Raw genomic sequence first — 12,863 nt, 5'->3', positions numbered from 1 at the left:
CGAGCAGCTTCTCGACCGCCAGGCAGTAGGCGGTCTCGTTGAACAGCGGGGTCAGGTAGTCCATCCGGGTCACGAAGGTGGTGCCCTGGACCCAGTTGCGGAACTCCATGTTCTTCTCGATGCCGGTGTGGAGGTAGCCGATGCCGCAGCGGGCCTCCCGCACCGTCTCGCCGTCGATCTCCAGGATCAGCCGCAGCACGCCGTGGGTGGACGGGTGCTGGGGGCCCATGTTGACGATGATCCGCTCGTCGTCCGCCCGTTTGCGCGCCAGTACGGCATCGGCGACCTCGTCCCAGTCACCGCCGGTGACGGTGTAGACCCGGCCCTCGGTCGTGTCCCGTGTTTCTGCCGGCTCGTGCTCGGTGCCGCTCATCAGTCGTCCGACCTCCGCCCGGGCGCCGGTCGCGTCCGTCCTTCGATCGTGCCTCCGCGGCCCCGGCGGGGGCCACCGCTGGGTCGCCGCGGGGCCACCGCTGGGTCGCCCGGAGCCGGGCCGGCCCGGGTTCAGGCGGCTCGGCGTGTGTCGGCCACGCGCTTGGACAGGCGCACGCGCACCAGGGCGGCCGCCAGCCGCGCCGAGTCCGCCGCCGGTACGAGTTTCGCGAGGCCGTCCGGGGTGTGCGGCAGGCCGAGTTCGGCGGCGGTCGCACATGCGCGCTCGTCGAAGAACGGACGCAGGTCCGGCCAGACGGCCTGGGCCTCGCGGCAGAAGATGTCGGCGCCCACCGGTCCGATCCTCGGTACCTCCTGGAGCAGCTCGCGCAGCCTCCCCAGGTCGCCGTCGGCCCGCGCGTGCAGCTTCCGCAGGTCGCCCGCGTAGCGGTCGAGCAGCAGGGCGGCGCCGTCCCCGAGGGCGGTGGCGGTGCTCTCGTCGTACCGGACGTAGTGCGCCCGGCCGAGCGCGTCCACCCGGTCCTGCCAGCCGGAGTCCGCCATCGCGCGCGGCGTCCGCAGCCCCGCGGCGAACAGCTCGCGGGCCGCGGCGGTGGCGATCTCCGCTTTGATCCGGATCGAGCAGAGAACAGTGAGGACCAGCAGCTGGTACAGCGGGGCGGGCTTGTCGCGAAGGGTGATGCCGGCTTCGTCGGCGTACGTCCGCCCGTGGTCGCGCAGCAGCGCGGCGGTCACGTCGGCGGTGTCCATCGGACGGTCCTTTCCATGAGTCAGGCAGGGCGCAGTTCGAGTACGCAGCACTTCGGCCCGCCGCCGCCCTTGAGGAGTTCGGGCATCCGGACCGGTACGGGCACGTACCCCTCGGCGTGGAGGCGGCCCGCCAACCCGTGCGCGCCCGCGGGCAGGACGACGTGGCGGCCGTCGCTGACCGCGTTGAGCCCGAACGTCGCCGCGTCCTGCGCCGAGGCGAGGATCGCGTGCGGGTAGAGCGTGTGCAGCAGGCGTCTGCTGGCGGGGGCGAACGCGGGCGGGTAGTACATGATCTGGTCGTCGTCCAGGACGGTGAGCGCGGTGTCGAGGTGGTAGAACCGCGGGTCGACCAGGGTCAGTGTGACCACGGGCCGGTCCAGCAGCCGACGGGCCTCGCGGTGCGCCGCCCGACTCGTGCGGAAGCCCGTCGCGGCCAGGATCCGCGGCCCGGCGAGCAGGAAGTCGCCCTCGCCCTCGTTGACCGGCCCCGCCGTGTGCACCGGCCGGTAGCCAGCGGCCACGAACCAGCGCCGGTGCGCCTCCGCTTCCGCCGCGCGCTGGTGGTGCCGGAAGCGGGCGACCAGGACGCGGCCGTCGACGACCGTGGCGCCGTTCGCGGTGAAGACCATGTCCGGCAGCCCCGGCAGCGGAGCGAGGAGTTCGACGCGGTGCCCGAGGGCGAGCAGGACGGTGCGCAGCCGGTTCCACTGCCGCAACGCGGTACCCGGGTCGACCGGCCGGGCCGGGTCCATCCACGGGTTGATGGCGTACTCCACGGCGAAGTGCACCGGAGGGCAGAGCAGGTAGCGGCGGCGCCGGGCCGTCCGAGGGGAACCGGACTTGTCCATGCGCGGCGCGTGCCCGGACCGGCGGGCGGGAAACCTGGGGGCGGACCGGGAGCGGGGCCGCGGCCCGGGCGTTAGTCCTCGGCGGGGTGGGGTAGCCGCACCGGCGGGTGGGCGGGGGCAAGGGTGTGCGAGGAGGCGGGAGCCGATGGGCGGAGCGGAGTGGGCGGTGGACGGGCGGTGGGGCGCGCGCGGGCCGTTGTCGGCCGCGGTGCTGGGGCTGGTGACCGCGGGGCCGCCGGGGGCGGGGCGGTTGCTGGCGCCGCCGGGCCCGTTCGCCGACCCCTGGGGCGAGGACCACCAGTTCGCGCTGTACCTGTGCTACGAACTCCATGACCGGGGACTGCCCGGGGTCCTTCCCGGCTGGGAGTGGGAGCCCGAACTGCTGACCTTGCGAAGGAATCTGGAGCGCTCGTTGCTCGCTGCGGTGCGCGCCGAGGCGGAGCCTGTCCGGTCGGTCGCGGACGCCCTCGACCAGCTGCTGACGGAGTCCCCGGACGACATCGGCCCGTCGCACTTCCTGCGCGACGAGGGCGGCCTCCGGCACGTCCGCGAGTACCTGGTGCACCGCTCGGTCTACCACCTCAAGGAGGCCGATCCGCAGCTGTGGCTGCTCCCGAGGATCCACGGCTCGGCGCAGGCCGTCCTGATGGCGATCGTCTACGACGAGTACGGCGCAGGGCGCCCCGAACGCGCCCACGCGGGGCTGTACGCCCGGATGATGGCGGCCTTCGGCCTCGAACCGGACTACGCCCACTACCTGGACCTCGTCCCGGCCCCCGCCCTGGCGGTGGTCAACCTGATGACGCTCTTCGGCCTGCACCGGGCGCTGCGCGGAGCGGCCGTCGGGCAGTTCGCCGCCCTGGAGATCACCTCCTCGCCGGGGTCCGCACGGCTGGCGGCCGCGCTGGAGCGACTGGGCGGCGGGCCGGACGGCACCCTGTTCTACCGGGAGCACGTGGAGGCCGACGCCGTCCACGAGCAGCTGGTCCGGCGTGGGGTCGTGGAGCAACTGATCGCAGACGAGCCGGAGTTGGCACCGGACATCGCCTTCGGTCTGGCCGCCGCGCAGGTCGTCGAGGGCCGGTTCGCGGACCACCTGCTCGGCTGCTGGCGGGCCGGACGCACGTCCCTGCGCTCAGCCCTCCCCGCCCTTCCCGCGCTCCCCTCGGAAGTCACCGCGGCTTGAGCCGCCCCTGCGGGGGCGACGGTGGCTGGTGTCGCAGAACGGGTAGCACCGGCTGCGGTGGCACGCGCAGAGCGCCACGACCGGTCGCTCGGAGCGCCGGACCTCGCCGTTCGGCAGGACCACCTCCACCGGTCCCTCGACCAGCAGCGGACCGCCGGGCACCACGACCACCCGGGTCGTGGGCCGGTCAGCGTTCCCGGACACCGCGCACCACCACCAGGACCTCGTGGCGCTCGCCCGGAGCGATCAGCCCGAGCCGCTCGAACAGTGCGGCCCGCGCCGTCATCACCGGACCGAAGGCCTGCCGGCGCCGGGCTGTCACCGCCGTCCGCAGCCCGGACGCGCCGAGGGCCGCCAGCGTGGCGGGGACGTCCGCGAGGGAGGACTGCACCAGGAGCAGCACGCCCCCGGGGGCCAGCCGCCGCGGTGCCTCCCGGCAGATCCGGTCCAGGACGAGCCGTCCGTCCGGCCCCGCGTCCCACGCGAGCCCGGGCCCGGGTCGGCCGCCCGCGGGGGCCACGGCCGGGACGTAGGGCGGATTGGCGGTGATCAGGTCGAAACGGCGCTCCGCCACCGGGGCCAGCAGATCGCCCCGGCGCAGCCGGACCTGGCTGCGGTGCAGCCGCGCGTTGAGCCAGGCCGTGGCCACGGCCCGGCGGGAGAGGTCCACCGCCGTCACCCGGGCGCCGTCGCCCGCGGCCGCCAGCGCGACCGCCCCCGTACCGGTGCAGAGGTCGAGCACCCGGCTGGCCCGGCCGAGGCGCTCGTGGTGCACGCAGGAGACCAGCAGTTCGGTGTCGCCCTGAGGCCGGTAGACACCCGGCGGTCTGATCAGCAGCACGGCGTCCGGTCTCCTCTCGGGGGAGGCGGCGCGGCGGGGCCGGCCGGCGGTGTGGTGGGAACGCCCATGACCGGCGGCTTGCCGGTTTCGGGGCGGCGAAACCGGTCCGCCCGGTTCCGTGCGAGGTTTCGGACCAGGGGCCCCGGGAAGCCGCCCGGCATCGGAGCCCGCACCACCCTGGACGCATCATGACCACACCCGACCCGGACCCGGCCCACACCCCGGCGCTCAACGAGCACGGCACCCTGCCCGGTGGGGACACCCCGCCGGCCGAGGGAGGCACGTCCGGCATCTCCCATCCCGAACCCGTGGAACTCCGCAGGGCCTGGGGCATCTGGCCCGCGGTCGTGATCGTGGCGTTGGCGCTGGCCGTCGCGGTCATGCTCGTCGCCATGATCTTCGTACTGGCCTGACCGGATCCGGGCGTGCCGGCCGTATCCCGCGGCCCGGCGGCGCCGCACCCGACCACGACCCGCAGGAGGTAACCGTGAACCGCGACACCAAGGCCCTGGCGATCGTCACCAACTACGGGGTCGAGCAGGACGAACTCCTCGTCCCCGTCAAGCACTTGCGCGAGGACGGTGTGCACGTCGACATCGCCGCCCCCACCCGGGACGACATCCGCACCCTCGTCGGCGACAAGGAGCCCGGCGAGACGGTGAGCCCGACCCACACCCTCGAGGAGGTGGACGCCACCGGCTACGACCTGCTCCTCATCCCCGGCGGCACGCTCAACGCCGACACCCTCCGGACCCACCGGGAAGCCGTCGACATCCTGCTCGCCTTCACCACGTCCGGCCGCCCCGTCGCCGCGATCTGCCACGGTCCCTGGCTGCTCGCCGAGGCCGGGGTGGCGCACGGCAAGGAGCTCACCTCCTACCCGTCGCTGCGCACCGACCTCGCCAACGCCGGTGCGACCTGGGCGGACGCCGCGCTCGTGACGGACGACACCGGCGGCTGGCGCCTCGTGACCTCGCGCAAACCCGACGACCTCGACCAGTTCCTGCGCGGGATCGACGCCGCGCTCAAGCTGGGGGCCACACCGTGAGGTCCCACTGAGCTTGCTCGTGAGCCCGTTGCCCGGCCCGCTGTGTCCGGGGCCGCCACCTCGGCCCGACCGGTGGCGTCGAAGCCGGGCTCGGCGAACTGCAGCGCGGGAGCGGATCATGTGATCACCTTTACAGCCCGGGCCGCCGCTCCCGCGCCGGCCGCCGGTGTCGTCAGCCGCGCTCCGGTGGAGCGGGCCGGTGTTCGTCCGCGGGCTCGGTGACTTCGAACTCCGGGCCGTCCTGCGGGCCCTTCTCCTCCTCGTGTTCGGGCGGCGGTCCGCCCTCGCCGGTCATCCGCGACTCGGGAGTCTCGATCGGGGACGCCGGTTCCGTCGGCGCGCGGTCCTTCCCGTCGCTCATCCTGCTCACCTCCTCGAACGTCCTCCGCCCCGACGCGATGTCAGGGCCGAACAGCACCTTCATCACACGGACGTCTCGGCGTACGTGCCACGTCACGGTCTTCCGGGCGGCGTCTCAGTGCTTGCCCGCGTCCTTGAGCTTCTCGGCGGCCTGCTTGAGGTCGCCCTTCACCTGGTCGACGCGGCCCTCGGCCTCCATCGGGCGGTCGCCCGTCGTCCGGCCGACGGCCTCCTTCGCCTTGCCGCGGGCCTTCTCGGCCATGTTGCGGATCTTGTCCGAGGTACCCATGCCGTACGCTCCTTTCGCCGGTGGGGCGAGCTCCGCCCCTGGCGGCGCCTGCCCGGGCAGCGCGGTTCCATGCGCGCCGTCCGCCGACTCGTCGTCCGGCGGTTCGTCGTCCGGCGGTTCGGCGTCCGCGGGGAGGCCGGCGGCGGGCCGCTCGTCGGGGGCGGTGCGGGAGCCGCCTGAGGGCCTGTTCCAGCGCGAACTCCTCCTGGTGGGGAACCGGGTGCCCGGGCCGGAGTCCGCTCAGGCGTGGGCGGACCCGGCCCAGGCGAGGAGGCGCTCGCCGGACCACGTGGTGACGAGCCGGTCCCGGGTGAGGCCGACGCGTGCGGCGCGGGCGTAGCCGGTGGTGTGCCAGTGGAGTTGGTCCGGTGCGTGGGCGTCGGTGTCGACGGCGAACAGGCAGCCCGCGTCGGCGGCCAGTCGCAGCAGGTCGTCGGGCGGATCACGGCGCTCGGGGCGGCAGTTGATCTCCACCGCCGTGCCGTTCTCGGCACAGGCGGCGAACACGGCCTCGGCGCCGAAGCGGGACTGCGGCCGGCCGCGCCCGGTGACGATCCGGCCCGTGCAGTGTCCGAGCACGTTGGTCCGGGGGTTGCGGACGGCCGCGAGCATCCGGCCGGTCATCGTTTCCGGGTCGGAGCGGAGCTTGGAGTGCACCGAGGCGACCACCACGTCCAGGCGGTCGAGCAGGCCGGGCTCCTGGTCGAGCGCGCCGTCGTCCAGGATGTCGCACTCGATTCCGCTCAGGAGGCGGAAGGCGCCGTCCCGGCCGTTGTACGCGGCGACGGCGTCGAGCTGGTGCCGCAGGCGTTCCGGGCTGAGCCCGTGGGCGATCGTGAGGCGCGGGGAGTGGTCGGTGAGCACCGCCCACCGGTGTCCGAGAGCCCGGGCGGCGGCCGCCATCTCCTCGATCGGGTGGCCGCCGTCGGACCAGTCCGAGTGCAGGTGGCAGTCGCCCTGCGCCGCCGACGCCAGCTGCCAGCCGGAGCGGGCGGCCGGTCCGGCGGCCTCCTCCAGGCGGCGCAGGTAGCCGGGCGTACGGCCGTCGGAGGCCTCCGCGATCACCTGGGCGGTCACCGGGCCGATCCCGGGCAGCTGCCGGGCGCGGGCCGGGTCCACCGGGCCCGGGGGCAGGCCCGTCAGGGCGCCGGCCGCGGTGTGGAAGGCGCGGACCCGGTAGGGGGAGGCGCCGCTCCACTCCAGCAGGAACGCGATCCGTCGCAGTGCCTCCGCGGGGTCCATGACGATCCGTCCCGTTCGGTCACCGCACCGGCGGGGACCCGGCGCCGGCGCCCGTGATGACCACGGTGCGGGGTCGGGTGGGCACGCTGGTTGTCGTCATGGCGGGCGTCTTGCCGGGTGAGCGGGGCCGAAACTTCGGGCCAGTGCGAGGGTAGACATCTGGTCGAATCTGCACAAGTCAGACTAAACGTGAATTCAATGTCGTATATCTGGGTAGAACACCCGTTGCAGCGGCCCTCGGCTGGTCCGACGGCCGCACCGGCACCCATGAATGCCACCGGCACCCATGAATGCCACCGGCACCCATGAATGCCACCGGCACCCCCGAGTGCCACCGGGACCGTCGCTTGAAGAAGCAGGGCACAGGTCCTGGGGGAAGAAGTCCTCAGCACGCGAGCGGCCACCGTTCGCGGAGCGGGGCGTTCACCCCGATGCCCAGGAGCAACAGTGTTCACCCTTTCGAAGCCTGTTTCCCGCCCGCTGTCGAATCCCGTACACCGCCCGTCCGATCCCGTACACCGCCCGTCCGACCTGCCGCCCCGGTACACCGAGGCCGAGCTGCGGGCGATGGGCAAGGCCGAGGCGCGCGAACTGAGCGACGCGCTGTTCGAGCGGCTGGCCGCGCTGGCCCGCGAGAGCAGCGCCTACAGCTACGTCCGCGGCACCATCATCGAGCTGAACATGCCGCTGGTGCGCTTCATCGCGGCCCGCTTCCGCCACCGCGCGGAGGACATGGAGGACATCCTCCAGGTCGGCACGATCGGCCTGATCAAGGCCGTCGACGGCTACGACCCGCAGCGCGGCGTCGAGTTCATCACCTACGCCGTCCCCACCATCACCGGCGAGATCAAGCGGTTCTTCCGCGACACCTCCTGGCCCGTCCGCGTGCCGCGCAGCATGCAGGAGCTCTACCTGACCGTCGCCCGCGGCTCGGACCGGCTGGAACAGGAACTCGGCCGCCTCCCGAGCCCCGAGGAGATCGCGGAGGGCCTCCACCTCACCGTGGAGCAGGCCACCGAAGGACTGGTGGCCGGCCGGGTCTACCGCCCCGACTCCCTCGACGCGCTGCGCGACCAGGACACCGACGAGAGCGGCAGCGCGATGCTCGACCGTCTCGGCGACTGCGATCCCGGCATCGAACTGGCCGACTTCCGCACCGCCGTGCGCCCCCTGCTGGCCCACCTGCCCGAGCGCGAGCAGACCGTGCTCAAGCTGCGCTTCTGGGACGGCCTGACCCAGTCCGAGATCGCGGCCCGGATCGGCGTCTCCCAGATGCACGTCTCCCGGCTGCTCAGCACCACCCTGAGCGGGCTGCGCGAACGCCTGGAGAACGACGACGCGCCCGGCTGGTCGGACCCGCACCCGGACGATCCGGTCGCCTGCGGGGCCGAGCCGCGGGCCCGCTGAACGACGCCGGGGGCGGTGGGGTCGGGCGTGGTCGGCGGTTCACCTTCCGGGGGCGTCACGGGTGGGGCCCTGCGGCGAAGCGCCGGGGTCGGGCTCCGGGGGCTCGGGGCCCGGTGGGTCGTTGTCCGGCGGGGGCCCGTGGTCCGTGAAGGCGACGTCGACCCGCTGTTCGGGGCGGCGCTCCTCCTGGCGGGCGATCGCGTCGAGCACCCGTTCGTCGGCGTTGGTGAGCGGCGGCTGGAGCAGGCTGCGCGGCCACAGCCGGCGGGCGAGGACGACATTGCTCTCGGCGGCGTAGACGGTGATCTGCGCGGCCAGGTAGAGCCAGGAGAGCAGGCCGATCACGGTGGCGAAGAAGCCGTACACCTGGCCGGCGTGGCGCAGCTCGTGCACGACGAGAAGCGAGCCGAAGGCCTGGAGGACGGTGAACAGCGGGCCCGCCACCGCGCAGCCCGGCCAGAGCGCGCTGGTCGGGATCCCGCGCGGGGTGAGCACCCGGAAGCAGGCCAGGCACAGGGCGGCGTTCAGCAGCGCGGAGACGAGCAGCCCGCCCACCCGGGCGGCGGGCCCGCCGAGCGAGGAGGTGACGACCGAGGCGGCCGCGGTGCCGAGCACCAGGCCGCTGCCGAGCACCACCAGGAGCAGCAGTCCACGGGCCAGCCGGGGCCAGTAGCCGGGGCGGCGCACGCCGGGGACGTTCCAGATCTCGGCCATCGCGTGCTGCAGCACCTGGGCGATGCCCAGGGCGCCGTAGAGCAGGAACAGCATGCCGACGGCCAGGGCGAAGCCGCTGCCCCGGAGCGAGTGGACGTTCTGGCGGAGCTGGTCGCCGATGATCGGGAAGTCGGCGAGGGCGGAGTCGAGGACGGACCGCTGCGCCCCGGGGTTGCCGTGCAGCACGAAGCCCAGCACGGTGCTCAGCAGGAGCAGCAGCGGGATCAGGGCGAGGAAGCCGTAGTAGCTGATCAGCGCGGCGAGCAGCCCGCCGCGGTCGTCGCCGTACTTCTTGACCACGCCGAAGACCACGGCGGTGGGCCGGTGGCGCTGCTGGAAGCCGTCCAGCGAGCGCAGCCCGCGTTCGACCGGGTTCATGCCGTCCTCCTCCGCGCCGCCGGTACGCGGACCCGCCACGGCCTGGGCCCGCGCGGGTGCGTCTGCCCGCTCGGGTCGTCCCTACGCCACGGGGCGCGAAGCCGGGGCTCGGCACGGTGAGGCCGGCCCGTCAGCCGCGACCATGGCGTCGGCCGGACCCCGCGCTGCCCCGGAGTGGTCCGGGGCAGCGCGCCCGGGGGCAGCGGGCGGAGGTCAGCGGTCGGGGCTCTGCGGGCGGAGGTCAGCGGGCGGGGCTCAGCGGGCGGGGAAGCGGTGGTGCTCAACCAGGCGGGCGAAGCCGTCCCAGAACTCCCGCCCGGCGGGCTCCTCCGGCCCGCCGACCGCGACGCCGGCCAGGCCGTCCGGCGCGCCGAAGCCTCCCGCCCGGGCGAGCTCGACGCCCGAGCCCAGCAGCGCGGCGGGCTTGCCGTGGCGCAGCGCCTCGGCGAGGAAGCGGACCGCGTCGGGATCGGCGGACAGCGCCGGCTCGCAGCCGTCCGGCACCACGACGGCGTCGTACAGCACCGAGGCCGTGGTGGGCAGCGGACGGTCCACGGGCAAGTGGCCGCCGTCGTGGGCGAGCACGTGCCCGCCGTGTGCGGCCAGCGTCTCCACCGTTGCGCCCTCGGCGCCCAACCCGTCGCGTGCGGCACGGACCTGGTCGCCGTCCACGCCCGGAGCCGTCAGGACGGCGACCCTGCGGGTACGGATGCCGGAGCCGCGCAGGTTCTCCAGGCTCAGCGCGGGGGAGACGGACGATTCGTCGGCGGCCGCGGTCGTTCCGGCGTCCCCGCCGAGGGCGGCGTCCTCGAAGGGCGGCTGCGGCTCGGGCACGCCGATCCGCCGGGCGACATCGGCCGCCAGCCCCCCGTCCACGTGCACCAGGTTGCCGACCATGCGGCGGCGGACCTCGTCGCTGCCCACCTTGCCCAGCTCGAAGGCGAAGGCGGCCGTGATGTGCTGCTGCTCCCAGTCCGCCATGCTGCGCCAGAACAGCCGGGCCTGGCTGTAGTGGTCGGCGAAGCTGGGGCTGCGGCGGCGTACGGCCGCGCCGTCGATCCGCTCCTGGTAGTGCTGGAACACCCCCTCGGGCAGGTGGCCGCCGCCCATCGTGGCGGGGCAGCCGCCGCCGAGGGAGTTCGGGCTGTAGCTGGGGCCGTCGTGGATCTGCTGCTGGCCGTAGCCGTCGCGGTGGTTGGTGCGGACCTCGGCGAGCGGGCGGTTGACGGGCAGCTGGGAGAAGTTGGGACCGCCCAGGCGGATCAGCTGGGTGTCCAGGTACGAGAAGTTGCGGCCCTGGAGCAGCGGGTCGTTGGTGAAGTCGATGCCGGGGACGATGTTGGCGGTGTGGAAGGCCGCCTGCTCGGTCTCGGCGAAGAAGTTCTGCGGGTTGCGGTCGAGGACCATCCGGCCGACCGGGCGCACCGGGACGAGCTCCTCGGGGACCAGCTTGGTCGGGTCGAGCAGGTCGAACGGGAAGGCGAACTCGTCCTCCTCCGGGATGAGTTGGACGCCGAGTTCGTACTCGGGGAAGTCGCCGTCCGCGATCGCCTCCCACAGGTCGCGGCGGTGGAAGTCAGGGTCCCGCCCGGCGGTCAGCTGGGCCTCGTCCCAGACCTGGCAGGCCACACCGAGCAGCGGCCGCCAGTGGAACTTCACGAAGGTGCCGCGCCCGGAGCGGTCCACCAGGCGGAAGGTGTGCACGCCGAAGCCCTGCATCATCCGGTAGCTGCGCGGGATGGCCCGGTCGGACATCGCCCACATCAGCATGTGGGTCGACTCGGGCTGGAGGGAGCAGAAGTCCCAGAAGGTGTCGTGGGCGGAGGCGCCGGTGGGGATCTCGTTCGGCGGCTCGGGCTTCACGGCGTGCACGAAGTCCGGGAACTTCGCGGCGTCCTGGATGAAGAACACCGGAATGTTGTTGCCGACCAGGTCGTAATTGCCGTGCCGGGTGTAGAACTTGACGGCGAAGCCGCGGACGTCGCGAACGGTGTCGGCGGAGCCGCGCGGCCCTTGGACGGTCGAGAAGCGGACGAACACGGGTGTCCGTCGGCCCGCCTCCTGGAGGAAGTCGGCGCAGGTGAACTCGGCGAGCGACTCGTAGGCCTCGAAGTAGCCGTAGGCGCCCGCGCCGCGAGCGTGCACCACCCGCTCGGGGATGCGCTCGTGGTCGAAGTGGGTGAGCTTCTCCCGCAGGTGGAAGTCCTCCAGCAGGGTGGGGCCGCGATCGCCGACCGAGAGGGAGTTGTCGGTGTCGTCGACGCGCACGCCCTGGTCGGTGGTGAGCGGGCCGTCCGGGTCGGGGGCGCGGACGGCGTCGAGTGCGGCGTCCTTGGCGTCGGTGGGTTGCCGGTCCTTGGTCGGGGGACCGGGGTTCTGCGGCTCGGGCGCCTGCGCGGGCTCGGGCGAGGGGGTCGTCGTGGGCGGGGTGGCCGGGGCGGTCGGACGGTGTTCGGGGCCTCCGGGATTGATGCTCATTGCGCGTTCTCCGTCCTGGGGTGATGGGCAGCAGGGTGGGGTCGGCAGGGGTGGGACGGCAGGGTGGTGGGGTTCTCAGGGGTGCAGCAGCAGGTCAGCGGCCTGGGCCGGGCCGGCGGCGGCCCGGCAGGCGGTCAGGGGCAGAGGGGACGGCCGCAGGGGCTCAGTCATCGTCCATGGCGTGCCGGTGGGCGACCCGGGCGAAGTGCAGCAGGGCGGCGACGGTCACCATCGGTACCACCGCCCACGGCCCCGGCCGCCACCGCTGCCCGTGGTGAAGAAGAAGCCCAGCACCCAGATCACCAGGACAGCGAGGGCGATCCACCACAGCACGTGGACGGCGAAGCCCGCGCCGCCCAGGATCAGGGCCAGGAGCAGGACGAGGATCAGGATCAGCATGGGATTCGGCCTCCTTCTCAGGGGCGGATGTTCGAACACGACGTGTGCCCGATCGAGGCCGGTCCATGCGGAGGTGACCGAACGCGTTTTTCCTGGATCCCGAGCCGCCCCCGGCGCGGCGGCGGCCGGTGGCGGGCTACTGGGTGCGATCGATGAGCCAGGAGCCGAGTTCCTTGGTGATCAGGGACGTGCCCGTGTTCGGGGAACTGGAGAAGTGGTCGTCGAAGTCGTCGTCGCTCAGGGTGTTCTTGAAGTCGCCGCTGACCAGCTTCAACAGCCGGGGCCTGAGGGGCCAGTTGCCCAGCTGTTCCAGCCCGGGGCTCTCCCGCTCCGGGATCGGCGCGGTGCCGTTGTAGGAGAAGTAGACCCGGGTCTGGTGGTCCAGCCTCTCGCGCTCCATCTTGGCCAGGGCGTAGCGGGCCGTCAGGGCACCCCGCCCGATGCCGCCCGCCACCAGCGGCACGAAGCCCCGACGCTCGGCGATGGCCCGCAGGACGGCGTGCTCCAGTACCCGCGCCGTCCGGGTGAAG

The 12,863-nt window shown here is 73.6% G+C and carries 15 protein-coding genes and 1 pseudogene; 4 read left to right on the top strand and 12 right to left on the bottom strand.

The features are described from left to right. From ACIQWA_RS35010 to ddaH, 3 genes and pseudogenes are all read right to left on the bottom strand, one after another. Positions 1-373: pseudogene (locus ACIQWA_RS35010) on the bottom strand (NADH dehydrogenase subunit D); the annotation flags it as partial. Positions 374-504: 131 nt separating this feature from the next. After that, positions 505-1,143 (bottom strand): endonuclease, encoded by a 639-nt coding sequence (locus ACIQWA_RS35005; RefSeq protein WP_402489608.1) that lies wholly within the window; start codon positions 1,141-1,143, stop codon positions 505-507. 20 nt (positions 1,144-1,163) lie between these two features. Further along, a complete protein-coding gene (gene ddaH, locus ACIQWA_RS35000; RefSeq protein ID WP_402489606.1) occupies positions 1,164-1,991 on the bottom strand; it encodes a dimethylargininase in 828 nt (275 codons plus the stop codon). A 145-nt stretch (positions 1,992-2,136) separates the two neighbouring features. Between ddaH and ACIQWA_RS34995 the strand changes: the two genes are divergently transcribed. After that, positions 2,137-3,177 carry an iron-containing redox enzyme family protein gene (locus tag ACIQWA_RS34995; protein WP_402489603.1) on the top strand — a complete coding sequence of 347 codons (1,041 nt, stop codon included), beginning with the start codon at positions 2,137-2,139 and terminating at the stop codon, positions 3,175-3,177. Here the strand turns inward: ACIQWA_RS34995 and ACIQWA_RS34990 are convergent. Then, entirely contained in the window at positions 3,127-3,339 is a 213-nt protein-coding gene (locus ACIQWA_RS34990; RefSeq protein WP_402489615.1) for a CDGSH iron-sulfur domain-containing protein, read from the bottom strand. The two genes, ACIQWA_RS34995 and ACIQWA_RS34990, sit on opposite strands and share 51 nt — an antisense overlap. A 25-nt stretch (positions 3,340-3,364) precedes the next feature. Further along, complete coding sequence (locus ACIQWA_RS34985) at positions 3,365-4,018, bottom strand: HemK2/MTQ2 family protein methyltransferase (protein WP_402489600.1); 654 nt, start codon at positions 4,016-4,018, stop codon at positions 3,365-3,367. Between the two features lie 188 nt (positions 4,019-4,206). Here ACIQWA_RS34985 and ACIQWA_RS34980 point away from each other — a divergent pair, with 188 nt between their 5' ends. Both ACIQWA_RS34980 and ACIQWA_RS34975 read left to right on the top strand, forming a co-directional pair. After that, the gene (locus tag ACIQWA_RS34980; protein WP_360231787.1) at positions 4,207-4,431 is read left to right on the top strand and encodes a DUF6480 family protein; all 225 of its coding nucleotides are present in this window, start codon (positions 4,207-4,209) and stop codon (positions 4,429-4,431) included. Between the two features lie 74 nt (positions 4,432-4,505). Then, positions 4,506-5,066 (top strand): type 1 glutamine amidotransferase domain-containing protein, encoded by a 561-nt coding sequence (locus tag ACIQWA_RS34975; protein WP_402489598.1) that lies wholly within the window; start codon positions 4,506-4,508, stop codon positions 5,064-5,066. Positions 5,067-5,238: 172 nt separating this feature from the next. On the opposite strand, the gene ACIQWA_RS34970 is transcribed toward ACIQWA_RS34975, so the two are convergent. The 3 genes from ACIQWA_RS34970 to ACIQWA_RS34960 form a co-directional block, all read right to left on the bottom strand. Continuing rightward, positions 5,239-5,427, bottom strand: a complete 189-nt coding sequence (locus ACIQWA_RS34970; RefSeq protein ID WP_402489595.1) for a hypothetical protein — start codon at positions 5,425-5,427, stop codon at positions 5,239-5,241. Between the two features lie 114 nt (positions 5,428-5,541). Then, complete coding sequence (locus ACIQWA_RS34965) at positions 5,542-5,715, bottom strand: CsbD family protein (RefSeq protein WP_360231778.1); 174 nt, start codon at positions 5,713-5,715, stop codon at positions 5,542-5,544. A gap of 240 nt (positions 5,716-5,955) precedes the next feature. Beyond that, positions 5,956-6,957 carry a PHP domain-containing protein gene (locus tag ACIQWA_RS34960; protein WP_402489592.1) on the bottom strand — a complete coding sequence of 334 codons (1,002 nt, stop codon included), beginning with the start codon at positions 6,955-6,957 and terminating at the stop codon, positions 5,956-5,958. A gap of 447 nt (positions 6,958-7,404) precedes the next feature. Here ACIQWA_RS34960 and ACIQWA_RS34955 point away from each other — a divergent pair, with 447 nt between their 5' ends. After that, positions 7,405-8,364 carry a SigB/SigF/SigG family RNA polymerase sigma factor gene (locus tag ACIQWA_RS34955; protein WP_402489588.1) on the top strand — a complete coding sequence of 320 codons (960 nt, stop codon included), beginning with the start codon at positions 7,405-7,407 and terminating at the stop codon, positions 8,362-8,364. 39 nt (positions 8,365-8,403) lie between these two features. On the opposite strand, the gene ACIQWA_RS34950 is transcribed toward ACIQWA_RS34955, so the two are convergent. The 4 genes from ACIQWA_RS34950 to ACIQWA_RS34935 form a co-directional block, all read right to left on the bottom strand. Next, positions 8,404-9,456 (bottom strand): YihY/virulence factor BrkB family protein, encoded by a 1,053-nt coding sequence (locus tag ACIQWA_RS34950; protein WP_402489585.1) that lies wholly within the window; start codon positions 9,454-9,456, stop codon positions 8,404-8,406. A 255-nt stretch (positions 9,457-9,711) separates the two neighbouring features. Then, entirely contained in the window at positions 9,712-11,934 is a 2,223-nt protein-coding gene (locus tag ACIQWA_RS34945; protein WP_402489583.1) for a catalase, read from the bottom strand. Positions 11,935-12,159: 225 nt separating this feature from the next. Continuing rightward, complete coding sequence (locus tag ACIQWA_RS34940) at positions 12,160-12,333, bottom strand: hydrophobic protein (protein WP_402489580.1); 174 nt, start codon at positions 12,331-12,333, stop codon at positions 12,160-12,162. Positions 12,334-12,469: 136 nt separating this feature from the next. Beyond that, complete coding sequence (locus ACIQWA_RS34935; protein ID WP_402489577.1) at positions 12,470-12,796, bottom strand: hypothetical protein; 327 nt, start codon at positions 12,794-12,796, stop codon at positions 12,470-12,472. Positions 12,797-12,863: the final 67 nt, after the last annotated feature.

The organism is Kitasatospora sp. NPDC098652 (assembly GCF_044760155.1).
Lineage (GTDB): Bacteria > Actinomycetota > Actinomycetes > Streptomycetales > Streptomycetaceae > Kitasatospora.
This window is presented reverse-complemented; position numbering and strand designations above follow the sequence as displayed.